General features: G+C 39.8%; 24 protein-coding genes, 1 pseudogene and 1 riboswitch. Of the genes and pseudogenes, 7 read left to right on the top strand and 18 right to left on the bottom strand.

The features are described from left to right. Positions 1–183 precede the first annotated feature (183 nt). The 15 genes and pseudogenes from V7127_RS08455 to V7127_RS08385 all read right to left on the bottom strand — a co-directional run bounded on the left by V7127_RS08455 (position 184) and on the right by V7127_RS08385 (position 12,543). Entirely contained in the window at positions 184–792 is a 609-nt protein-coding gene (locus V7127_RS08455; RefSeq protein WP_335484840.1) for a histidine phosphatase family protein, read from the bottom strand. After that, complete coding sequence (locus V7127_RS08450) at positions 786–1,508, bottom strand: ATP-binding protein (protein WP_335484838.1); 723 nt, start codon at positions 1,506–1,508, stop codon at positions 786–788. The genes V7127_RS08455 and V7127_RS08450 overlap by 7 nt, the downstream gene beginning before the upstream one ends. Continuing rightward, positions 1,505–1,999 (bottom strand): ECF transporter S component, encoded by a 495-nt coding sequence (locus V7127_RS08445; RefSeq protein ID WP_335484836.1) that lies wholly within the window; start codon positions 1,997–1,999, stop codon positions 1,505–1,507. The genes V7127_RS08450 and V7127_RS08445 overlap by 4 nt, the downstream gene beginning before the upstream one ends. Continuing rightward, positions 2,000–2,584: a cob(I)yrinic acid a,c-diamide adenosyltransferase gene (locus tag V7127_RS08440; protein WP_335484834.1), complete on the bottom strand. Its 585-nt coding sequence runs from the start codon at positions 2,582–2,584 to the stop codon at positions 2,000–2,002. Positions 2,585–2,677: 93 nt separating this feature from the next. Next, positions 2,678–3,109 (bottom strand): hypothetical protein, encoded by a 432-nt coding sequence (locus tag V7127_RS08435; protein WP_335484832.1) that lies wholly within the window; start codon positions 3,107–3,109, stop codon positions 2,678–2,680. Then, complete coding sequence (locus V7127_RS08430; RefSeq protein ID WP_335484830.1) at positions 3,061–3,666, bottom strand: histidine phosphatase family protein; 606 nt, start codon at positions 3,664–3,666, stop codon at positions 3,061–3,063. The genes V7127_RS08435 and V7127_RS08430 overlap by 49 nt, the downstream gene beginning before the upstream one ends. Beyond that, positions 3,624–4,415, bottom strand: coding sequence for an adenosylcobinamide-GDP ribazoletransferase (cobS, locus tag V7127_RS08425; protein ID WP_335484828.1), 792 nt, complete (start codon positions 4,413–4,415; stop codon positions 3,624–3,626). Before cobS ends, V7127_RS08430 begins: the two co-directional genes overlap by 43 nt. Before the next feature lie 142 nt (positions 4,416–4,557). After that, positions 4,558–5,277: pseudogene (locus V7127_RS08420) on the bottom strand (cobyric acid synthase); the annotation flags it as partial. Positions 5,278–5,279: 2 nt separating this feature from the next. Next, entirely contained in the window at positions 5,280–5,852 is a 573-nt protein-coding gene (locus V7127_RS08415) for a bifunctional adenosylcobinamide kinase/adenosylcobinamide-phosphate guanylyltransferase (protein ID WP_335484826.1), read from the bottom strand. Beyond that, entirely contained in the window at positions 5,834–6,910 is a 1,077-nt protein-coding gene (gene cobD, locus V7127_RS08410; RefSeq protein ID WP_335484824.1) for a threonine-phosphate decarboxylase CobD, read from the bottom strand. Before cobD ends, V7127_RS08415 begins: the two co-directional genes overlap by 19 nt. Continuing rightward, positions 6,885–7,850, bottom strand: a complete 966-nt coding sequence (gene cbiB, locus V7127_RS08405; protein WP_335484889.1) for an adenosylcobinamide-phosphate synthase CbiB — start codon at positions 7,848–7,850, stop codon at positions 6,885–6,887. Before cbiB ends, cobD begins: the two co-directional genes overlap by 26 nt. After that, the gene (locus tag V7127_RS08400) at positions 7,847–9,316 is read right to left on the bottom strand and encodes a heme ABC transporter ATP-binding protein (protein ID WP_335484822.1); all 1,470 of its coding nucleotides are present in this window, start codon (positions 9,314–9,316) and stop codon (positions 7,847–7,849) included. Before V7127_RS08400 ends, cbiB begins: the two co-directional genes overlap by 4 nt. A 3-nt stretch (positions 9,317–9,319) precedes the next feature. Next, the gene (locus tag V7127_RS08395; RefSeq protein WP_335484820.1) at positions 9,320–10,378 is read right to left on the bottom strand and encodes a FecCD family ABC transporter permease; all 1,059 of its coding nucleotides are present in this window, start codon (positions 10,376–10,378) and stop codon (positions 9,320–9,322) included. Further along, complete coding sequence (locus V7127_RS08390) at positions 10,344–11,318, bottom strand: ABC transporter substrate-binding protein (protein ID WP_335484818.1); 975 nt, start codon at positions 11,316–11,318, stop codon at positions 10,344–10,346. The genes V7127_RS08395 and V7127_RS08390 overlap by 35 nt, the downstream gene beginning before the upstream one ends. Before the next feature lie 160 nt (positions 11,319–11,478). Further along, positions 11,479–11,666: riboswitch (cobalamin riboswitch) on the bottom strand. A gap of 100 nt (positions 11,667–11,766) precedes the next feature. Then, the gene (locus V7127_RS08385; protein WP_335353495.1) at positions 11,767–12,543 is read right to left on the bottom strand and encodes a hypothetical protein; all 777 of its coding nucleotides are present in this window, start codon (positions 12,541–12,543) and stop codon (positions 11,767–11,769) included. Positions 12,544–13,031: 488 nt separating this feature from the next. On the opposite strand from V7127_RS08385, the gene mgtE reads away from it, so the two are divergent. Both mgtE and V7127_RS08375 read left to right on the top strand, forming a co-directional pair. Continuing rightward, positions 13,032–14,390, top strand: a complete 1,359-nt coding sequence (mgtE, locus tag V7127_RS08380) for a magnesium transporter (RefSeq protein ID WP_335345148.1) — start codon at positions 13,032–13,034, stop codon at positions 14,388–14,390. A gap of 150 nt (positions 14,391–14,540) precedes the next feature. After that, a complete protein-coding gene (locus V7127_RS08375) occupies positions 14,541–15,734 on the top strand; it encodes an FtsW/RodA/SpoVE family cell cycle protein (RefSeq protein ID WP_335345147.1) in 1,194 nt (397 codons plus the stop codon). A gap of 71 nt (positions 15,735–15,805) precedes the next feature. On the opposite strand, the gene V7127_RS08370 is transcribed toward V7127_RS08375, so the two are convergent. Then, positions 15,806–16,681, bottom strand: a complete 876-nt coding sequence (locus V7127_RS08370) for a sulfite exporter TauE/SafE family protein (protein WP_335484816.1) — start codon at positions 16,679–16,681, stop codon at positions 15,806–15,808. A 339-nt stretch (positions 16,682–17,020) separates the two neighbouring features. Here V7127_RS08370 and V7127_RS08365 point away from each other — a divergent pair, with 339 nt between their 5' ends. The 5 genes from V7127_RS08365 to V7127_RS08345 all read left to right on the top strand — a co-directional run bounded on the left by V7127_RS08365 (position 17,021) and on the right by V7127_RS08345 (position 21,392). Next, the gene (locus V7127_RS08365) at positions 17,021–17,458 is read left to right on the top strand and encodes a Dps family protein (RefSeq protein WP_335484814.1); all 438 of its coding nucleotides are present in this window, start codon (positions 17,021–17,023) and stop codon (positions 17,456–17,458) included. 114 nt (positions 17,459–17,572) lie between these two features. Beyond that, entirely contained in the window at positions 17,573–18,229 is a 657-nt protein-coding gene (locus V7127_RS08360) for a VC0807 family protein (RefSeq protein ID WP_335345144.1), read from the top strand. 67 nt (positions 18,230–18,296) lie between these two features. Beyond that, complete coding sequence (locus V7127_RS08355; protein WP_335484812.1) at positions 18,297–19,190, top strand: DMT family transporter; 894 nt, start codon at positions 18,297–18,299, stop codon at positions 19,188–19,190. A 25-nt stretch (positions 19,191–19,215) separates the two neighbouring features. Then, the gene (locus V7127_RS08350) at positions 19,216–19,842 is read left to right on the top strand and encodes a pyridoxamine 5'-phosphate oxidase family protein (RefSeq protein ID WP_335345142.1); all 627 of its coding nucleotides are present in this window, start codon (positions 19,216–19,218) and stop codon (positions 19,840–19,842) included. Positions 19,843–20,069: 227 nt separating this feature from the next. Beyond that, a complete protein-coding gene (locus V7127_RS08345) occupies positions 20,070–21,392 on the top strand; it encodes a TrkH family potassium uptake protein (RefSeq protein ID WP_335484810.1) in 1,323 nt (440 codons plus the stop codon). A gap of 257 nt (positions 21,393–21,649) precedes the next feature. Here the strand turns inward: V7127_RS08345 and V7127_RS08340 are convergent, their stop codons facing one another. Together V7127_RS08340 and V7127_RS08335 are read right to left on the bottom strand one after the other, a co-directional pair. Continuing rightward, positions 21,650–22,435, bottom strand: coding sequence for a serine hydrolase (locus V7127_RS08340; protein ID WP_335484808.1), 786 nt, complete (start codon positions 22,433–22,435; stop codon positions 21,650–21,652). Further along, on the bottom strand, positions 22,435–23,457 hold the full coding sequence (locus V7127_RS08335; protein WP_335484806.1) for an ABC transporter ATP-binding protein: 1,023 nt from the start codon (positions 23,455–23,457) through the stop codon (positions 22,435–22,437). The genes V7127_RS08340 and V7127_RS08335 overlap by 1 nt, the downstream gene beginning before the upstream one ends.

Here is a 23,457-nt window from a genome sequence, read left to right as displayed (position 1 = left end):
CTCTTTGATTACCGATCCTGGCCTTTTTCAACCCGTTCGGTCACCATTAGTCCTCTTTGATTACCGTTCGATTCCTTTTTCCACTCCTAACGGTCACAATTAACCTAGAAATAAGCACCAGTTCTGCTGAGTTCGACAACTCCCCCTAAAAGAACAAAAAACTAGACTTACTAATAAGCAAGTCTAGCCGCAATGCGCTGTACAGCCTTCCAAAATTAATTCCATTTTTCCATCCTGCATCTTAATCGTTGTTAGACTCGTTCCATGGATGAAAGGGGGGTTCCAAATTTCTTCAATAGGGGCATTTCTGCATAAAAGATAAAGTGCTTTGATCACGACTCCATGCGTAACAACGAGAACATTTCCAGAAGGAGTGGCGTTCTCTAGCTCTAATAAAAACTCAAGTATACGCTCTTTCACATCAGAAAAGCTCTCTCCACCCACACTTTCATACAAAGCCGGCAAATTCCAGTAAGCATGAAAATGATCTGGATATTCCTTCTCAATATCCTCTTCCACTTTCCCCTGCCAATCTCCCAAATGGATCTCCATCAATCTTTCATCTGTTTCAATAGCCACTGCTCTTTCCCCAACAACTAACTTAGCCGTTTCTAATGTCCGATTGCTAGGGGAGGAAATAATCCGCACGAAATCTGTATCCTTTAGTCTTTCTCCCAATGATCGCGCGTCTTTCTTGCCCTTTTCTGTCAAATCAGAATCTAGCCGCCCCTGCATCCTTTTTTGCGTATTCCATTCCGTTTCCCCGTGTCTAATCACAAATAAATTTAACATTTGATCACTTCAACTTTATGAAAATAGGAACTAGCTGCGGCCATAATATCTTCCTTTTTCTCTTGGCTAAAAGCAGCCAGAAAACAAGTAGACGGTCCCGATGATTTTTTCACATCTAAATCGGCAGCTATCTCCGTCTCCCTAAATGTCCGATTCACAAACAATTGGTTCATTTCATAGAGAATCCCTTTCGAGCCTACAGGCAACAGGATGACATCCTCCAATAAACAAAATTGCTTAAATAAAGATAGAGGCGCGACTTCCGCTTCTAACTCGACAACCTCATTTCCAACCAATGGCTTACCAATAACCGCAACCATCGTCTCCTCTGAAAACTTCAAACTATGGTCAACAGTATCGTTCTTCACCTTTCCAAGAACAGTTAACCCAACTGCTGACTGTACTAGCGAAAAGTTACTTTCCGTACTGCCATTAATCTGAATCCCCTCTAAACCGAGCTCTTCAATCCCTCGATTAATACCGTCCATTAATGCGGTCCAAGCATGTTCTCCACAAAAATTCTGTACCGTAACAGCAAAGGGCTTACCCCCTGCTGCCATACACTCCATAACCGCTACTCGGAAGCTATAATAAGCTACCGTCTCATAAGGAACCTGGACTTCATCCATCTCCTTTAATCCAATCCCTCCGCTATTATCACTAGCAATGACAAGAGATTCTTCCCCATTAAAAGGGATGATCAGCACATCCCTCATTCGTATGTTCTCACTCTAGAGAGCATAGGCTCGACCAATCGGGCTAGTCTCGGAATTAGAATGAAGGCCAGGACGGTGTTCAAGGCAGAGCCAATTAAAAGAGACGGCACAATAGACAAATAAAATGCTTCACTAATTAAAAACATAAACGGAAGCGGCGCGGCAAACGAATTCCCAATAATAAAGAACATACCTGCCTGCCACTTCATCCCTTTTCGGTAAAGAATGGCAAAAACATAGGCTAGGATGGCCATCTCAACAGCAACAATTCCATGAAACGGCCCCATCGGCATCCCGCCTAGTAAAGCTGACAGAAAATGCCCCATAGCCCCAACGACAGCACCCGAAGGACCGCCTATTATGGCAGCGGCAAGCAGCGCAGGAAAAGCATCTAAACCAACACTGCCGATAATCGCAGGAACTTTAATTGCGGCACCAACGGCTGTCAATGCCACTAATAAAGCAATTAAAGCCATTTTCATGCTTTTCATTTACTTATCCTCCTTGCGTTTCCCTTCACGAAAAACCTTCGCACTTCGGATATATTCAACATCCTTTTCATTCAAGCGGAAGTTGATGACCCTGGCCAACGCAAAGAAATAATCTGATAATCTATTCAAATACTGCTGGGCTGCCTCTGGAATTTCAGGGTCTGCCTTTTTTAAAGAAACGACTAATCTCTCCGCTCTCCTCGTTACCGTTCGGGCAATATGGATCGATGCTGCAGCAGGTGTTCCCCCTGGTAAAATAAATCTTTCTAACTTAGGTGCCTCTTCAATTAATTCATCAATTTTTTTCTCCAAGTATTCAACGGATTCCTTTTGAAGTTTCAGCTCACGATCTTTCTTAACATTCGCTAAATCGCCGCCACAGTCAAATAATTCGTGCTGGATTTTTTCCAAGTCATCCAAAATATCCTTAAATTTGTCTTTATCCAGCTGCGCCATTGCCTGACCAACAAAGCAGTTCACTTCATCAACCGTTCCATATGCTTCAACCCGAATATCATCCTTATCTACTCTTCCGCCGATAATGCTTGTTTTCCCTTTATCACCTGTACGTGTGTAAATTCTCATTGTCACTGCTCCTTTATAAATGAATGATTTTATGGCAACCTGTAAAGCTTGAAATACCTTTAGAATTAACCTTTTACATTCATAGCTTTTTTCTTATTTTAACCGTTGGCTAATCCCATACCAGATTAAATCTGCTCTGCCTGCTGCTCGAACGGCATCCTGATAAGCCCAGCCGGTCAGGTCACGCCACTTACGATCTTCTGCAAGCATCGGAACAATTCCTTTATTCATATCTGTTCCTATTAATATTATTTTTCTGCGCGGATCTTCATTCTCCCAATTCATCCACTCAGAAAGCTGAAGCCGCCATTGCATCCTGGCCTGACTGATTTCATTTTGAGCTGATAAATCCTTTAGCAAAACTTCAATTCCTTCAAGAATTACAATTAGATGATTATCAAAGCTCAAGGGAGCGAGTTCATTTTTATGGCAGGAAATCCACAAATGAGGAGCATCCTTTAATTGATAATATTCTGTTACCCATTTAGATTTACCATTAAAGGCGCCTCCCGTAACAAAGTGCATCGTTCACCCCTCCTAAGATCATCCCGATTCCAGATGAGCTCATAGCCTTTACCATGGGGGACTTCCCATTCCCAAAAACCCTTCTCAATCGGTGCCCATTTCGTTAATAATGCCCGGATAACCCCTCCATGTGTGACAATTGCTGCTTTGTCCAAAGAAAGGTTAATAATCATATCGGTCACCTTGCTCCAGCCTAAATCCACTCGTTCAAAAAACTCATCAAACGATTCTCCCTTTGGCGGCTTTTTAGAAAAGGGATCAGAAAGCCAATGCCGATATTCCGGATCATTCTCGAGCTCTTTATATGTTTTTCCTTCCCACCTGCCAAAGTTCATCTCCCGAAATTCTTCCATTGTATGAACCGTTTCATTAGGAAACTTCATGTTTGCCGTCTCTAAGCATCTTCCTAAATCACTTGAAAAGTGATAATCATATTTTTCCGAAACTTTTTCTACATTTTGACATAGAGGTGAATCCGTCCAGCCGAGATAAGCTTGTCGTTTATTTGCTTCTGTCAGCCCATGGCGAAATAATGCAATAACCACAGTGTCATCCATAGCAGTACCTCCGTCCCCTCTACACTTGCTCCGAGCACATCCCCTGTCATTCCGCCAAACCAGCTACTAATTTTTTTTCGTAAAAAAAGAAAAATGAATCCTGAGACAAAAATAAAGAAGAGCATCCCCCAAATGACTGCCTTTAGAAAAACTGCTGCAATGATAAGCAAAATGACGATATAAATCGGATAGACAACGAGGGTTCTTTCATTAGCCGCTTGTTTAAACAGCGTGCCCAAGCCTTCTTTTTTAGCCGGTTTCACTTTTAATAACAAAACACCCATCACTATTTTGCTGAAAAACGGCAGCATTGCGATCAGCACATATGAAACCGGATGGATCATTTGGATAACCTCATAGATAAAAAGAAAACGAGCGCTTAATAATACGATGACAGATAACACACCAAAGGCACCTGTCCGCGGGTCACTCATGATTTCAAGCCTTTTCTCTCGGTCCCGATAAGAAAAGAACGCATCACTTGCATCCATCCACCCATCAAGATGGATCCCGCCAGTCAGCATAATCCCCGCAAGCCACACTGCAAATGCAGCGGTTAAAAGCGAAAACGGAGTCCAGTGGAGAAAGCCATAAAGAATAGATGCATATATGATCCCTTGTATGAGACCCAGAAGCGGAAAAGTCTTAATCGATTTTTCAAGATGAGCTTTATCCATTGGCAGTTCGAAAGGGATCGGAATCGAAGTAAAAAACTGCAGGTTGATAAGTAATCCTTTAAACCATTTCATCAGCCATACCCCAATTAAAAATAATCTCCTTCAGCCTCTCCCAATCTAAATTCCCCAATAATCGTGAAGAAAGTTCATCATACTTCTCATCATCTAATTCATTGGGACGGGATGCTTCGATAACAAAGGCTTTTCCGGTAGGCATTGAAAGAGAGTCTTCCTCTTCAATCATATGATTTTCTACATAAGGAAGAACGCCCAGAACAGGAACACCCGTCCTTTCCTCCAGCCATTCCACTCCATCCTCGAATAACGTAGGGTCACCGCGAAACTTATTGATAACGAGCCCCTTCACCCTGGCTCTTTCTGCAGCAGAAAGTAACTCTAATGTGCCGACAATGCTGGCAAAGACACCGCCTCTTTCAATATCTGCTACTAATATCACCGGAACATCAGCCATTTCGGCAACCTTCATATTAACAAGCTCTTTATCCTTTAAATTGATTTCAACCGGACTCCCTGCTCCTTCCATCACAAGCAGGTCAAATTCTTTTGATAAATTCTCAAGCGCCGTTTCAATCGTTTGCAATCCCTTTTCGTAAAACAAATCCCGATAGCCTTTTCCAGAGACAGTCTCCAAGGTCTGCCCGAGTAAAACAATTTCTGAATTCTGATTGGGCCTTGGCTTCAATAATATAGGATTCATCCATTCAGTAGCCTCTGTTTTGGCAGCTTCAGCCTGCAGTCCCTGAGATCGGCCTATTTCCTTGCCGCCCTTAGTTATATAAGAAAAATTGCACATGTTCTGTGATTTAAATGGTGCTACTTTATAGCCTTTATTAGAAAACGCCCGGCAAAGGGCAGTAACAATTAAGCTTTTCCCCACGTCTGAAGCTGTTCCCTGTATCATAATCCCTTTCATGCTCATTCTGTTCCTTTCATCAGGATGGGAATGCCTGCCTCCACAAGAAAAGCTTGTTTAGCTGTGGCAACGATTTGCTGATGGAGCTGACCAAGCATTCTCCTATAAATGAAGACTAATTCATTGCTGCCTTGCGGTTCATTTAATACTTCATTGCTAACGACAATGAGCCGATGGCAATTTTGCGAAATCTGTTCAATTCCTTCTAGTATCCCTTTCATGACCTTTTGTTGAAATTCAGGTTTCATCCATTGCTCATCCACACTAAAGAACTCATTATTTAATAGAGTTGTTAAACAGTCTAACAATATAATATCTGTATTGGTAAAGACACCCGAGAGTTCTTGCAGCTTAGTGGGCTTTTCCCACGTCTGCCAGCTTAAGCCACTATTCAGACGGTCCTTTTGATGCCGTTGGATTCTATCCTTCATCTCCGAATCACTCGCTTGTCCTGCAGCAACGTAATGAAGCTGTCCGCCTGTATTTTCCGCTTCACCTGCTGCAAGCTGTTCAGCGAAGCTGCTTTTTCCGCTCCGAACACCGCCGCTAATAAAGATTATGGACGACTCCGCCATTCCTCTATCGCCCCCATAAGTTTGTCATTCTCCTTTGGACCCTTTATTGCAAAACGCAGCCAGGCACCTTCTAGTCCTGGAAAATTCATCGTATGCCTTGGAATGATTCCTTTTGAGAGTAAAAATTGAAAAAGCGGAAGCTGATCATCAACGAATGGGTCCTTTAATAAATAAAAGTTAACTCGTGAAGGGGATACCATTAATTCTTTCTGTCTATAAAAATTAAATAGTCTTTCTCTTTCCCTATCGATTAACTCCCTAGTTTCCCTTACATAAGATTCACTTTCAAGGCACCATTCTCCTGCCTGTAAGGCAAGTGCATTCATGCTCCAATGTGGCTGGAAGCTTGCCAAATGATCAATGATGGCTTGATTTGCCATCACGTATCCTAATCGCAAACCTGGTATTGCAAACATTTTCGTCATGGATCGAATGATAAGCAAGTTCGAGAACTCATATATGTAAGGAACCATTGACTCATACTCGGAAAGGAAATCATAAAAGGCTTCATCCATAATAAAAAGGCAATTTTGTTTTTGACATTCATTCATCAGTTCAATCAGTTTAGACTTAGAATAATAAACACCTGTTGGATTGCATGGATTACAAAGAAATAATGCGTCCGTATAGGGCATTTTTTCCGCTAAAGCTTCTACATCTAATCCCCATTTGTCAGGACTCAACTGATGGTAATCGATCGTACAGCCGTTAATCCGGCATGCTTCTTCATATTCTGAAAAAGATGGCTGAACGATCATAACTCTTTTTCCGGCGAGCTTTCTACCAATAAGTGAAATCAGCTCCGCTCCCCCATTACCAATTAATATTTGTCTTTCCGATAGGTTTTCAATTTCCGCTAGTTTCTTTTTAAACTTACGCCCTTTTGGATCAGGATAATCAGCTATTATTGAAAAAAGCTCGGGCCATTTTTCTAATAATATTGGAGGCGGTCCCATCGGATTAATATTAGCGCTAAAGTCAACCATATGATCCGGCAGCGGCATATTTAGTGCAGCGAATAAATACTGAGGATTAGAACCATGTACGGGCCAATTCAATGAGCATTCCTCCTATCCACAGCAAGAATAAAAAGATTGGAATAGTACGTGTAACAATATGATTTGTCTTAAGAATATGCTCTTTTTCAAGTTTAAAAATCGGATCCCCCATAGTTGCCCGATTCGAAACGATTCCTTTGTAATAATTGATGCCGCCGAGCTGAATACCTAATAGCCCAGCAACGGCCGCCTCTCCCCAGCCAGAATTTGGGCTTGGGTGTTTTTTTGCATCACGTAAAACAATTTCCTGCACTTTTTTCGTACTAGTGTACAAAGAACGGTTTCCAAACAGCATGCAGACAGACGTCAGCCTGCTCGGAATCCAGTTAACGGCATCATCTAGACGGGCAGAAGCCCAGCCAAAGTCCTCATATTTCTCGTTGCGGTAGCCAACCATCGAATCACACGTATTAATCGCCCGATAAATAAGTGCAAGAGGAGCTCCTCCAATTAACGCCCAGAAAAGCGGAGCCGTAATCCCATCACTCGTATTTTCAGCAACGGTTTCAACGGTCGCTCTTACAATTTCAGGCTCTTCAAGCCTATCAGTATCCCGGCCGACAATATAAGATAGCTTATGTCTAGCCTCCGCGAGATCTCCCTTTTTCAAAGGATCGTAAACAGTCAGAGCAGCCTCTTTTAGACTTTTTTGTGCAATGGCAGTTGAAATCAAAATTGCTTCCCCAAGTATGCCAGCAAGCGGATGGATCCCATACATGACATTGACAAGCAGGAGAGATATACCACCTACTGTCAGTAAAACTGTTAACAGCATGACTGTTCCTTTTAATCTTCTCGAGCTTCCTTTATTCCAGCTTTTGTCTAATTTATAAATGAGAGAACCCATCCATTTAACAGGATGCGGAAAGTGTGGCGGGTCACCTACGACTAGATCGATTAGTATGGCAATCGTCAGGGCAATCAGGTGATACAATATCATTTCTTCACCCTTTTTCTGCTCTTTTGAATCGCTTCCTTTGTACATTCATAGACGCCTTTACCGATCATTTTTCCAAGCGGCGTGATGGTGCCGGCATATTCTAGCTTCTGGCCTCTTTGAGTAGATGCAACTAATATACTGTCTGTCGATGTTCCTGTGGCGATTGTGCCTGTAACAGGGTCCTTTACTTCTAGGTCTTGCAACGCTTTTACCTTTGCTTCCGTAGCAGTCATGATGCTCTGGATAATGGCCTCCTCCGTCATGTCTCCGCTGACAAAAACCCATGTATTAATCGTACCCGGCTGTAATTGAAAAGCATGTTCATCAGCTTTGGCTGCGTCAACAGCGTTTCCTACACCTGCTGTTACAATAATAAACGCTGCAAAACTTTCTTCTTGATAAAGCTGATAGCTCACATCCTGAAGCATGACGGCTGTCATCATGCCCACGGTTTCTCCTGGCTCAAACCCATGAGCCTTTAGATACTCAACCATCTCTTTCCGATGATCACTGCAGTCATAATTTTTATCCACATGGCGATTCACAAATAGTTGATGCCAACCTGTTCCGGAGCCAACAACTCCCGATGACATTGTTCGAAGAGGGATAGGCGACCGGAAAACAACATGTTGATCAGAAAGCTCTAGATAACTTTCATCTAGGCATAAACATTCCTGATCTCTTGCTAAGTCTTCAGGGAGTAACACCATTTGAGGGGCAGGCACCTTTGGATGGGGATGCTTTTCAATCTTCGTCTTGTAGACCCCTCGTATTCGGTCTTCCCGCAAAACTTCATTTGGTGTGTCGTTTATATTAATTTCACCCTTCTCTAACAGCAAAAGCCGGTCACAATATAAACCTGCTAAATTCAAATCATGAAAAATAGAGACAACCGTCAGGCCGCGATTTTTTGTCCAGCTTTTTAATAAATCAAGCAAATCCTTTTGAAAGGAAAGATCGAGATGGTTCGTTGGTTCATCCAGCAGCAAAATTTCAGGCTCCTGCGCCAGTGCCTGTGCTAAGAAAACCCTTTGTCTTTCTCCACCTGAAAGCTCATGAAGATTATGGCTTTCAAAATGCCCAACGCCTGTCTGTTCCATTGCCTGCTTTACTATCTGTTCGTCCTCCTGTGACCACGAATGAAACCATCCCTTTTGATGAGCATACCTCCCTAAAGAAACCGTTTCCTTTACAGTATAAGAAAAGCTTTGATTGGAATGCTGCGACAGAACAGCAATGATTTTCGCCAATTCTTTTGTGGAGTAATCACTTAATGATTTTCCTTTTAATAAGACCTCCCCGCTGCTAAAAGGCAAAATGCCGCTAAGCATTTTGAGCAACGTTGTTTTTCCGCTTCCATTCGGACCTAATATCCCGAATAACTCTCCTTTTTCCAGTTCAAAGGATACATTCTTGATGACAGAATCTCCTGTATATCCTCCTGTTATCTGTTGGACGCTGAGCATGATTTATCCTCTTCTTTCCGTTCTTCGTTTCATCAAAATGATTGCAAATACAGGTGCCCCAATAAGCGCTGTAATAACCCCAATCGGAAGCTCGGTTGGAGAGATAATGGTTCTTGCTACAAGATCGGCAAGAATAAGGAAGCCGCCGCCTGTTAATATGGATAAAGGCAATAAATGCTTATGATCTGGTCCCCACAGCAGCCTAGTCAAATGCGGAATAACGAGCCCTACAAAACCGATCGTACCCGAAACCGCCACAGCCGCTCCTGTAAGCATCGAGCCTGCAATAAGAATCATCATCTTTCTTCTCTGCACATTCACGCCTATATGCTGGGCTCTTTCTTCCCCAAAGGACATAGCATTCAGTTCATTGCTATTTATGATCAGGATAACTGACCCAATAATAAAGAATGGAATGATAATTTTGATATAAGCCCAGCCGCGCATCGATACACTGCCAAGCAGCCAGCCAATAATTTGCCTTAATTCCTCGCCTGTTAAAGCAATCATCAGTGAGATGAAAGCTCCTAAGAAGGAACTGAAAATAATACCTGTTAAAATAATCGTCTCTACCTTCATCGACCTTTCCACTTGGCGCGCAAACAGCAGGACAAGAAAAATGGTAGCAAAGGAAAAAAGGATGCTTAATAGCGGGAGCGTAAATAGGCCCAAAAACGGAATGGAAAGTCCGAAGAATAGAGTAATAACAGCTCCCACCGAGGCACCTGAAGAAACGCCTAGCGTATACGGGTCTGCGAGAGGATTTCTCAATAAACCTTGGAAGGCGGCTCCCGCAATTGCGAGAGATGCGCCAACCAAGCCTGCCAGAATAACCCTAGGAAGACGGATATTCATAACAATATTTGAAAACATCGAATCAACTTGTTCATTTGGTGTCATGCGGAAAATTTCTGCACCAATAATTTTAATAATATCCATCGCAGGAACAGAAACCGTTCCAATGGAAATGCCTAGCAGCATGGCGGTAACTAGAAATCCGACTGCTATTATATAAGCAAAAATTTTATTATTTAAATGTTTCCGGGTAAATAGCTTTTGCAAGTAGCTCTACTCCTTCAACAAGCCTTGGGCCTGAACGCGTGACTGTATCAGAATCTACGTCTATTACCTGATTATTTTTAACAGCATTAATATCCTGCCAGCCATCACGGGCTAGTACATTGCCAACAGGGTCTTCTGTATAATATCCGTGAGTTGTAATGATTACATCCGGATTTCTTTCAATTACCGCCTCTGGATCCATTTTTGGCCAGTTTTCTTCGGTTACAACGTTATCTGCATGAATCATTTTGAGCATTTCGTCCATAAACGTGTTGGCTCCAACGGCATAAATTTCCGGAGCAGGGGATACTTCAACAAAAACTTTTTTTCGATCTGCATCCTGGATTGTTTTTGCTTTTTCTTTAATCTCTTCAAGCTTTGCTTTCATACTTGAAACAAGCTTTTCAGCCTCTTCCTTCTTTCCACCAGCTGTACCTATCATATTTATGGAATCAAACACTTCATCAAAGTTTTTCGCATCATTGACAACGAGAACAGTAATCCCCGCATCTCTTAGTTGCTGAAGACCAGCTTCTGCATTATGAGCGCTAGATGCATGTGCCAATACTAGGTTCGGGCTTAAGGAAATAATCTTTTCAACATTAAAATCCATACCGCCAATTTTTTCTTTCTCTGCAGCTTCAGCCGGATAATTGTCAAAATCAGATACCCCAACGACTTCCTCACCTAAACCTAATCCAAATGCAATCTCTGTATTACTTGGAAGCAGAGAAACAATTTTCTCAGGCTTCGACTCTATAACAACCTCATTATCGAGGGCATCCTTAATTGTAACCGGAAAATCGGCCTTCTCCTCTTGTGCTGGCTGCGTTTCCTTCTCTGCAGTATTTTCAGTTGGTTCTTCTGCACTTCCCCCGCATCCTGCCAAAACGCCGATAGCCAGCAGCAATGCGAATAATACTGAATAAAGCTTTTTCATTCTAAATTCCTCCAATTTTGAAATACGGGATAACCCTGATCTGAATCCCACATTTTTTGAAATAAAAAAACATCCCCACATGTAATATGGAGATGTTTGCATAGGCATACGAGAAAATAAAGGCTTGTACCTGTCAAACACCTCCTATCCTCGTAGGCTTGTGGTGCATAAGAATTAGGCAGGTCTCCTGGCTCATGGTCATCGCTTTTCTGCGCCTTCCCATACATTGCTTGTACAGTGGTCAAATGCAGTAAGCTCCCATTTACAGTGGCGGGACCGCGTTGGAATAACACCAACTTCCCTTTTAAGTCTTCCTTGTAAGAAAACACCCATTCTTTAAATTATGTATGAAATTTTTCCGCACTTCTGATTATACACTATATTTTTAGAAAATGGGGCAAAGTTATATTTTACTCATGCAAAAACCAATAACAGATGTCTACCTCTATTATTGGCCGTACATTTTCCATTCCCTCAGTTTTTTATCAAAGACAAGCTTTGCAGCACATGGAGTTTTCACTATATATTCGTATTCCTCATACATTTCATCCATATCGGCAAAATCGCCTATCGGCCAAACTGGAATTTCAATTTTTGCCCGACTTTGGTCAATATCCTTAATAGACAGAATGACCCCTTCTCTCATAAGGGGTTTCAATGTACGAAGAATATCATTTGATATCGGCGGATAGGTTTTCTTTTTCTTCAAGCCAAGCAATGATTTCTCTACCTTTGTATGGACCATCTTTTCAGGAATGACTTCCCCAAGCATTCGGAAAAAATCATTAAAATCCCGATAATACGTTTTATTAAACCAGCCGTCATCATGGGCTAAATAAACATATCGATTGCTCAAATTATTATAAAAGGGCGGTTTCAAATGCTCCTTCAAATGGCCAATGTATAAAAGCTCTGCGATGGCTTGGCCCGAAAGCTCATTTAAATCCTCTTCTTCTTCGAAATCAATCCAACAGAAATCACCATACCCATATACATCTTTATCCATTAGCTTTCTCAGCTTGTCTTTTGATACATATTCATGTAAGGTGTGCATATTAAAGTCAGCATCATCATAGCGATGCTTTAACAATAGCAGATTGTTTATCGAATCGAACAAAGCTTGTGTGAACTCAGAAAATTCAATTCCGTACGTCATGACATATTGCTCACGTTCATTCAAATGAATATAGATGATATCTCGAATATTATGATTCCTCTTTTTCAATGGTGCAACCTCCGTACGTATGATAAAGTGAAACTTCAATCAGTGGGGGTTTACCAACGCACAGACGTGCTAGTGCCAATGTTGCCACAGGATGTGACAATCTTAGTCGGCTTTCATCCTCCACTGATTGTTAGTTGAACCAATCGGGCCTTTACGGGCTGTTGATCCTCCACCTAGAAATTTTTAGTTTTACTCAACATCTTGAAGTGGGGGTCTTACAGCCCGTTAATCTGCGATAAAAAATGCTTACATCTTCAGAATAAAAGAGTCAATTTAATAAGATATTTAATAACAGAATCATCTTATCAATAAAAATCAAGGTAATGAATCACTTTATTTTATTTTCCTCAAAAAAGTTTCAATTATATTTATCATAACGGCATTTCTTTCAATAGCAAATTTTTTTATAATAATCATGGTATGTTATTCATTATGGCGCAAGTGCCTTAAAGATTAAACCTCATTCCCGCGAAAGGAGTGTGAGTTGAATGATTCAGAATATGACAGAAAATCAAATCACTCTTCACATTATTAAAACATTAAAAGAAAATAAGAAAAAAGAGTTTGAAACCATTCTCGATGAATTGCAGCCTTATGATATTGCCCAAATTTACGAAGACCTTCCAGAAAAGCATAAAACACGTTTTTTGCTTTATATGAATGTTGACCGGCTTGCTGACTTAATTCAAGAGCTAAGCAAAGAGGATCAGCTTGAGGTTTTAAATAAATTAGGTATCGAGAAAACAGGAGAAGTTCTCGATTTAATGGACAACGATGACTTAGCTCTTCTCTTGGATGATTTATCCCCTGAAAAAATCGCTTCGCTTCTTTCCGGAATGAAGAAAAGCGAATCCAAAATTGTTCAGGACATTATGAATTATCCGCCAGAAACAGCTGGGCGGTTGATGACAAACCGCTTCGTTTGGATTCGGGATTATTATACCGTTATGGACGCGGTTGGAAAACTGAAATCATTTGTTGAATTTGCTGAAACCATCAATTATTTATATGTCATTGATCAAGACCGGAAACTGGTCGGCGTTGTATCTTACCGTGACCTCCTGATTGCTGAGCCTACCGAGGTCATTAAAAATATTATGTACGAACGAGTTATTTCGGTTTCCGTGACTACCGATCAGGAGGAAGTAGCAAGACTCGTTGAAAGATATGACTTTCTTGCGATCCCAGTTGTCAGTGAAGAAAATGTGTTGATGGGGATAGCGACAGTTGACGATATTATTGATGTTGTCATTCAGGAAGCAAATGAAGATTTTGAAAAACTTTCTGCTACAGGGAAGTCGATTGATTTCGAAACAAAGGCTTTCGTAGCTGCCTATCGAAGGCTCCCATGGTTGATTTTGCTCTTATTTATCGGAATTTTATCAGGCAGTATTATTAGCGGCTATGAAGAAACTCTGCAGAAAGTCGTGGCTCTAGCCTTCTTTATGCCTATGATCTCTGGGATGACAGGAAATACCGGAACTCAATCTCTTGCTGTCGTTGTCAGAGGGCTTGTTTCTAATGATATCGACAAGAAAGTGGTAATTCATCTCATTATGAGAGAATTTGGGGTAAGCTTGATTATTGGTTTGATTTGCGGAGTTTTAATTTCACTCATTGCCTTTTTTTGGCAAGGCAACGCAATTCTAGGCGCCGTGGTTGGCAGTTCCTTATTTCTAACATTAATCATTGGGACATTAGCAGGAACGATCATTCCTTTAATTTTGTACCGTTTCAAAATCGATCCTGCTGTTGCTTCAGGACCGTTAATTACAACATTAAATGATATTTTCTCACTTGTGACATACTTTGGGATTGCGACAATGTTTATTAATCATCTTATGTAAAGGCATGGATCTTTTTCCGTGCTTTTATTTTCGGAAACTTCTAGGCTTATTTTTTCGTCATATAAGTATGCAGCAGGAAAAGGCATTGAAAGGGTATTTTTTCTTTGTTACGATGAAATGGAAAGAATAATAGGAATAGGTGTATGCTTAATGAATAAGCCAATAAAAGTAGCCGAACGATTCGATTGGACATTGTGTCTTCTTTTATTTATATTTTTTTTAATAAGTTGTATAGCTATATATAGCGGGCAAGCATCCGGACAATATGAAGGAAATTTTGTGTTGAGCCAGGTTAAGAACTATGTAGTTGGGATTGTAATTATTGGAATTGTCATGTATTTTGACAGTGAACAAATTAAAAGACTCTCTTGGATTCTTTACGGGCTGGGAATCTTGCTTCTCATTGGGTTGTTTATAGCACCTCTAAGTTTAGTACCAGAGATAAAGGGTGCAAGGCTGTGGTATAAAGTTCCTGCACTTGGTTCCTTTCAGCCATCTGAATTCGTTAAGGTTTTCCTTATCATTACCTTAAGCAGAGTCATTGCCAATCATTACGAAAAGTTCATCGTCAAAACGATAAAAACTGATTTATTTCTTTTATTTAAACTTGGAATCATAACAGCTGTTCCGTTAGGTCTGATTATTATTGAGGATTTAGGTACAGCCCTAGTAATCATCGCTATTGCAACAGGCATTATTTTAGTATCAGGGATCTCTTGGAAGATTATTGTCCCCATTTATGGATTAGGTACCGTTTTTGGCGGAACCATTCTATACCTAGTCATTTGGGCACCTGAGTTTTTGGAAAAACACTTTAATATTCAAACGTATAAATTGTTTCGAATATACTCCTGGATAGATCCAGCCGGCCACAAACAGGGCGCCGGATTGCAACTGTATAAATCATTGCAGGCCATCGGCTCCGGCCTTTTAACAGGAAAAGGCTTTAGCGAAAGACAGGTTTATATTCCTGATAGTCATACTGACTTTATATTTAGCGTAATAGGCGAAGAATATGGATTTATTGGCGGCAGTTTGGTCATTAGTTTATTTTTCCTCCTCATTTATCATTTGACGAAAACAGCTCTTGAAACGAAGGATCCATTTAATACTTATATTTGTGTGGGTGTGATCAGTATGATTACTTTCCACGTTTTTCAAAATATCGGGATGACCATTCAAGTTCTGCCGATTACAGGTATCCCCCTTCCTTTTATAAGCTATGGAGGAAGCTCCTTAATGGGCAATATGATGGCAATGGGTCTTATATTCAGTATTAGGTACCACCATAAAGCTTATATGTTTGCATCTGATTCCAAATACGTGGCTAAAAGAGCCAACTAATCTAATATGATAGGTAGCTAATGTACCATTCCCCTCATTCACAAAAAATCGGGCATTTCCGCCCGATTTTTTCATGCTGATCCTTTTATTTTTGCACGATAGCTTTGAACCTTCATCATTGATTTAATAAAGAAATACAGAATAAAGCAGCCTAATAAAATAAGTCCGACTATACTTAAACCGATAAGTTTAAAAATGACACTTATTAAGGTTGCAATATAGATGCTGCTAAGCAGCAGGGTTATTTCTTTATTTTCATAATATCTCGTCAGCTTCGCGCCAAAGGTTGAGCCAATTAGACCTCCTGCAACAAGAAGCAAACTTACTTTATAATTGATCGGAACCGTGAATGCGTAGGATAAAAAAGCGACTGGAACGATTAGAAAAATGGTAAAAAGACTTGTTCCGATCGCTTTCTTTGGTTCTAATCCCAAAAAGGCAACCGAGAGCGGCACAATAATAAAGCCCCCACCAACACCTAATGTTGCAGAAACAAATCCGGCGAATGCACCGATAAGAATCATTTTTATCATTGATGGGGCAACAGGATTGCTTTTTTCAGACCCTTCTTCCTTACGCCCTTGTTTAAACATTTTCATTGCAAAATACGAGAGTAAAATGATATAGAAAATCGGGATAACCCATTCGTCTAAGCCTCTATTTTCCAAGAAAAGCACAAATGGCTTTGCCAGCTGAGTAGCTGCAATTCCGCTTATGCCGAGAATGACTCCATTTTTCCAAAGGATGTTTTTTAAGCGGATATGTGTTGTGATTCCTGAAAATGAAGTTCCAAGTGTAAATAATAAACTTGTCGTCACCGCTTCAATAGGAGAATATCCAAAAAGCATGAGCAGAGGGGTTAAGATAAATCCTCCGCCAACCCCGAAGAAACCAGATAATACACTAATACAGGCACCTAATAGAAAAAATAAACTAATGAGCATCATAAAACTCCTTACTGAATGCGACCTTTCCTATATTGTAGATGATTTATCCGCGTAATGCTAAACTTTTTCAGCCTTAGCTTGATACGCAGCTTTCAACTTTCTTTTCCTTTAACATGACGTGCCTCCATAAAATGAAATGCATTAAAGAAGAATGATCATTGGTTATATATTTATGTATTCATTTGAAAAAAGAAGAAAAACTAATAACAATTACTCCTAGCTCTTTTAGGGCTGGTTTTTTTAATATTTAATACTAAATTATAATTATTATAATTTAGTATTGATTTTAATATTGTATATGTTATAATAAATATAGACATAACAGAGGAGGATGAAATTATGGAAAACTTATATTCAGCATTAAATGTTCAAATTGCAAATTGGAGTGTCCTTTACACAAAACTTCACCGCTATCATTGGTTAGTAAAAGGACCATTCTTCTTTACGCTTCATGAGAAATTCGAGGAGTTTTACAATGAGGCTGCAAGTGTTGTAGATGAAGTTGCTGAACGCCTGCTAACAATTGGCGGAACACCTGTCGCAACAATGAAGGATTACTTAAGCCTGGCAACGATCGAAGAAACAAAAGGCGAAACAACTTCAGATGAAATGGTTTCAAGTTTAATTGCCGATTACAAGCAATTAAAATCGGAGCTAAAAGAGCTAGCCGATTTGGCTGACGAACAAAATGAAGACGCGACTAATGATCTAGCTGTAGGGCTGATAGGGAAAATTGATACACATATTTGGATGCTTAGTGCTTACTTAGGAGAATAATATAAGACAGATGATAAGTCAGTGAGATTTCTCACTGGCTTTTTTTCGTTTAAAAGAGGAATTGGCTTCTAAATCGTGAACTATTACAATAACTATTTTGTAGGATGTGGTTAATTGAAGAAATATATTGTTCTGCTTGATATTGTTTTTTACGTTGTGTTTCCCTTGGCAGTATGGAACTTAGGCCGCGAGTGGCTTGGGGACTACTTGGCCATGATTCTATCTACAGTACCAGGTATTCTTTACAGCCTATACCGCTTTTTTGAGCTCAAGAAAATTAACTTCTTCGGTATTTATTTACTAACCAATCTGATTATTACCTTCCTCATTGATGTACTAGCAGGTTCAGCCCTTCAGCTCCTTTGGAATAATGTCATTTATTCCTATATTTTAGGCGTTGTTTTCTTTGGGACCATCATTGTCAAAAAGCCCATTTTTTTATATATGGCGCTTGATTTGACGGAAATGCAAGGGCAGGATCGTTCAGAGATGAAATCCCTTTTCTTTGAGAAGAAAATATTAACCATCTTCGGCTGGATTACCGCTGGCTTTGCCCTTAAGTTTATCATTTTGGCAACTATTAAAACGTGGCTTATTCAACAATATGGTGTAGAAGCATTTGATAAAGGAATTATTTTAAGACAAATACTAAACTGGGGCTTTACGATTGTGTCATTGAGCGGTTTTTATTTTATAAACAAGGAGTTAGGAAAATCTTCTCATGATGATGACAAGGAGCCTTCTCAAGGAGAAAGTCCAATACTTAAATAATAATCACTCAGGATTGTAAGAAAATGTTAAGATTAGATTATTGAATATGTTTAAGGAGCAACAGCATATGAATAACTTGAAGTACTCACTCTTTATTTTCATCGGTGCCTGCAGTTATGGGATTTTAGCTTCTATTGTCAAAACAGGTCTAACAGCCGGCCATACGGTTTATGAATTAACTGGCAGCCAGTACTTATTTGGTTTTTTGTTGCTTTTAATAACTTATCCATTTATTAAACGGGTAAAAATTAGCTTTAAACAAGCTGGGGCACTTATGTTAACCGGCACTGCCTTAAGCTTGACAGGTATTTTTTATGGACTAAGCCTCGAGCGTGTCTCTGCTTCCCTAGCAATTGTTTCCTTATTTCAATTCACATGGATTGGTATATTAATAGAAGCCCTATATGAAAAGAAGATGCCAAGCAAAAATAAGATTCTTTCTGTCATCTTTCTAATTATTGGTACGGTTTTTGCTAGTAATCTTTTGAGCAGCAGCGCCCAGCCTCTTCAAATTGATGGTTTGGTTTATGGATTTTTATCTGCTGTTACGTATGCATTATTTATTTTTGCAAGCGGGAAAGTGGCAACAGGTGTGCCGACTATTCAACGAAGTGTTTTTATTACACTTGGAGGACTTATCGTACTCTTATTCATTGCAGGTCCTATGCTTATTACAAATGGGGTTAACCTCGATGGCCTGTGGAAATATAGTTTATCCATGGCGTTTTTCGGAGCGATTTTTCCAATCGTCCTTTTTGCAATTGGAACACCGAAAATTGACGCTGGGCTAGCTACCATTGTTGGGTCTGCCGAACTGCCTGCTGCAATTGTCGCTGCCATGCTTATATTGGGGGAGAAAATAACAAGTGCACAAACAATTGGAATTGCTCTTATCCTAATCGGCATTTCCATTCCCCAGCTTCGATTTATAAGAATGTCCCGGAATCGATTAGGAGCTTGAAAGATTTTTAGGAGGGAAATATATAATGATTTTTAAGGAAACCATTTCTTCCGAGGAAGAACTTCGCACATTATTAGGAACGCCCAGCAAAAATGTGGCAAATAAGGTAATCCATCATATAGATCATCACTGCAAGGATTTTATCGCAAAGTCTCCAATTCTATTTATTTCAACCTCGGATACACATGGAAACTGCGATACCTCTCCTCGCGGGGATGCGCCAGGTTTTGTACATATAATAGATCAACAACATATAGTTATACCTGAAAGACCCGGAAACAAACGGATGGATTCGCTGAGGAATATCATTGCTAATCCCCATATCGGTCTTATCTTTGTCATTCCAGGCCTCGAAGAAACTTTAAGAATAAATGGAAAAGCATGCATTATTAAAGATTCGGATGTTCTCGAAAAAATGGCGGTTCAAGGCAAGGTCCCTTCACTTGGCATCGGGGTTCAGGTAGAAGAGTGCTTTATACATTGTGCCAAGGCCTTTAAGCGGTCTAAACTTTGGTACCCAGAAACTTGGGCCTCCAAAGATCAATTGCCATATCCACCTCAAATATTAGCAGATCATATTAATTTACCAGATGTAAATAGTGAAACCATTCATACATCTCTTGAAGAAAGCTATTCTAAAAGACTATATTGAAATGAATGCAGAAAAGGAGTGGTTCTAAAGAGCCATTCCTTTTCATTTTTATTAAAAGACTTTACTCTCTCCCCTTCTTAACTAAGAATTTTTATTGACATTTCCCTTTTTCAGGAGTATTTTATTAAACACGTTATTTTGGGGAACTCTTTAAAAGAGCTCAAGTATCGGGGGGATTTTCATGCAAAGGCATTTTTGTTTTATCAGGAAAAAGGTGCATATTAGCCATGATGAATAAAACATTAAAAATCAGTCCACCACGTCTTCTTGTACTTGTTTTTGCTTTCTTTATTGGTGTAGGGACGATCCTATTAAAACTTCCCATAGCTACGGAGCACTCCATTTCTTGGATTGATGCACTTTTCACAACCACATCTGCTATGACAGTAACAGGTCTAAATGTAGTTGATCCGGGATCAACCTACACTTTATTTGGAGAGATTGTTATTATGTGTCTCATCCAATTAGGCGGCTTAGGTATTATGTCGTTTGCTGTTTTGATTTATTTCATGCTTGGAAGGAAAATAGGCTTTCAAGAGCGGCTCGTTATGCAGCATGCTTTAAATCAGACTTCACTTGGGGGAGTTATTAGGCTTGTTCGGAATTTATTTATCTATTCTTTTGCGATTGAGGGCTGCGCCGTCATTTTACTTTCGATACGTTTTGTCCCTGAATACGGTTTAGCAAAAGGTCTTTACTACAGTTTGTTTCATTCTGTTTCAGCCTTCAATAATGCAGGTTTTGCTCTTTGGGAAGATAATCTTATGGGTTTTGTAGGTGATCCTGTCATTAATCTCGTGATTTCGCTTTTATTTATTATTGGCGGTATTGGTTTTACGGTTTTAATTGATTTGAAAAGAGCAAAAAGATTTCGAGATTTATCTTTACATTCAAAGCTTATGATTATTAGTACGATTGCTGTAAACATAGCATCAATGATTATTATTTTTCTTTTAGAATACAATAATCCAAACACATTAGGCCCTTTAACCAGCTGGGAGAAATTCTGGGCCACTTATTTTCAAGCCGTTTCCCCTAGAACTGCTGGATTTAATACGGTTGATCTCAGCGGTCTTGAGGATCCCACTGCATTTTTCATGACTTTACTCATGTTTGTTGGTGCAGGGAGTGCTTCTACAGGCGGGGGGATTAAGCTGACAACCTTTATTATTTTTATTCTAGCTGTAACTACCTTTATACGAGGGAAGAGCGCTATTGTGGTTTTTCGAAAGACCATTGCTGATACATTCGTTATTAAAGCTTTAGCCATTACAATGATTAGCATCCTGTTTATCTTTATCGCGATATTTTTCCTTACCATTACAGAAAATCAACCTTTTATAAAACTTGCTTTTGAAGTCCTGTCTGCTTTCGGTACCGTTGGACTCACAATGGGATTAACAGGAGACTTATCTGAAATTGGGAAACTGATCATTATCTTTATCATGTTCCTTGGAAAATTAGGCCCTTTAACATTAGTATTTTCATTTGCCCGTCATCAAAAGGAACAGAAAGTGCGTTATCCAAAGGAAGATATATTAACAGGATGAAAATATACTGGTTGGCTTGTAGAAACGGTTCTTCTACAAGCTTTTTTGATATTATTAGCTGAATAAATTTCATTTTGTTAGCAATTTCGAATGACTTATCAGCGAAATATTGATTTGTTAGCTAATTTAAGGATTTATTAGCCAAATCGATCTGTTTTGTCAGCCAATTCCTGCCGTTTGTCAGCCAATTTGGGGATTTATCAGCCAATTCCTGCCCCGAAAAAAAAAACGCACTATCCTCTAAGATAGAACGTCACTCAACTCTTCATAAAATTAGAAAGCACCTTGCCGATTTGTACTAGCGTCTGCCTGCCCTCTGCCTGCTTGGAAAGCTGATCAATCAAAACAGCAGCATAAATTGTTTTTTCACCATACTTAATGATAGCACAATCGTGTTCGACACCAGGTAATTCTCCTGTTTTATTAGCAACTTGCATGGCCTCTAAATCTATCGATTCAGAAAGCTTATTCTTAAACTGTTGCTTTTCCAATATACCAAAAGCCTTTTCTGAGTTTTCCTTTGATAAAAAACGATGTTGATCAATGACCTTTAAGCAAGTAACCATATCATTTGGAGTTGTATAATTGTCCATTCCAATTTTTATTGCTTCAAAATCCATCATCTTTCGGTTAAGTTCAGTGCTTTGCAGGTTTAGAGCTTTTATACACTGATTGATTTCATTCATTCCTATTCGATCGATTAAAAGATTTGTCGCACTATTATCGGAAACAATGATCATTAATGCCATTAAATCGATTATTTTTAATTTCAAATCAGCCGACAAAGCTTGTATGATCCCCGCGCCTCCTACTCTTTTAGAGGGGAAAGCGGGTAAATATTCGTGAAGGTCAAGAAGTCCATCTTCACATTGTCGAAATCCCTCTATTAAAATAGGAATTTTAATCAGACTCGCTGCAGAAAACTTATCATTATGATTGATTTCTATCCGGCCTTCACAAGTTTCAATGACTAATCCGACTCTACCTTCACAATGAGCAACAAGTTCCGAAACCTGCTTTTTTAAATTTCCATGGCCCATCATTACTCTTTCGCACGCAACGTAACAGCTACTTGCGAGTTGTTAGAGTCACCTGTCACGTTCTTATTATATAAATGGCAAGCAACAAAATGGCTCTCCTCCACTTCCTGCCATTCAGGCTTCATCGTTGCACAAGCTTCCATCGCATATGGACAGCGAGTTCTAAATACACATCCACTCGGCGGATTAATTGGACTCGGAAGCTCCCCCTGTAAGATAATTCGTTCACGCCTGTCTTCTACATCTGGGTCTGGAATCGGGATAGCTGATAAAAGAGCCTGTGTATACGGGTGAAGAGGATTTTTATAAAGATTAGCGCTTTCCGTCAATTCCACAAGGTTCCCTAAATACATAACACCTATCCGGTCACTAATATGTTTAACCATGGATAAATCATGGGCGATAAATAAATAAGTTAACCCCTTCTTCTTTTGTAGGTTCTTCAGAAGATTGACGACCTGTGCCTGAACAGATACATCCAGCGCGGAAATCGGTTCATCTGCAATAATGAAATCTGGATCTAACGATAGAGCGCGGGCAATACCTATTCTCTGTCTTTGACCACCGCTAAATTCATGCGGATAGCGATTGGCGTGATCCCTATTAAGACCAACGTCCTCTAATAATTGATATACTCTTTCGAGTCGCTCCTGCTTATTCGGATATACCCCATGAACCTCCATTGGCTCAGAGATAATTTCCTTTACGGTTGAACGCGGATTTAATGAAGCATATGGATCTTGGAAAATCATTTGCATCTTTCTATGGAAAGCAAACTTTTCTTTTTCATTCATTTCATGGACATTTTTTCCGTCAAAAATAACTTCGCCCTCTGTCCGATCATATAGCCCGATAATGGTACGTCCGGCAGTCGATTTTCCGCAGCCAGATTCCCCAACAATTCCGAACGTTTCTCCCTTTTTTATATAGAATGAAACATCGTCAACCGCCTTTAATATTTGTCCTTTTCCTAAAGAAAAATGTTTCTTAAGATGCTTTACTTCTAACAATGCTTCATTTGTCAT

Source organism: Bacillus sp. JJ1773 (assembly GCF_036962035.1).
Classification (GTDB): Bacteria; Bacillota; Bacilli; order Bacillales; family Cytobacillaceae; genus Cytobacillus.
Note: the sequence above shows the minus strand (reverse complement) of the source record. Positions and strands in the feature narration are given on the sequence as shown.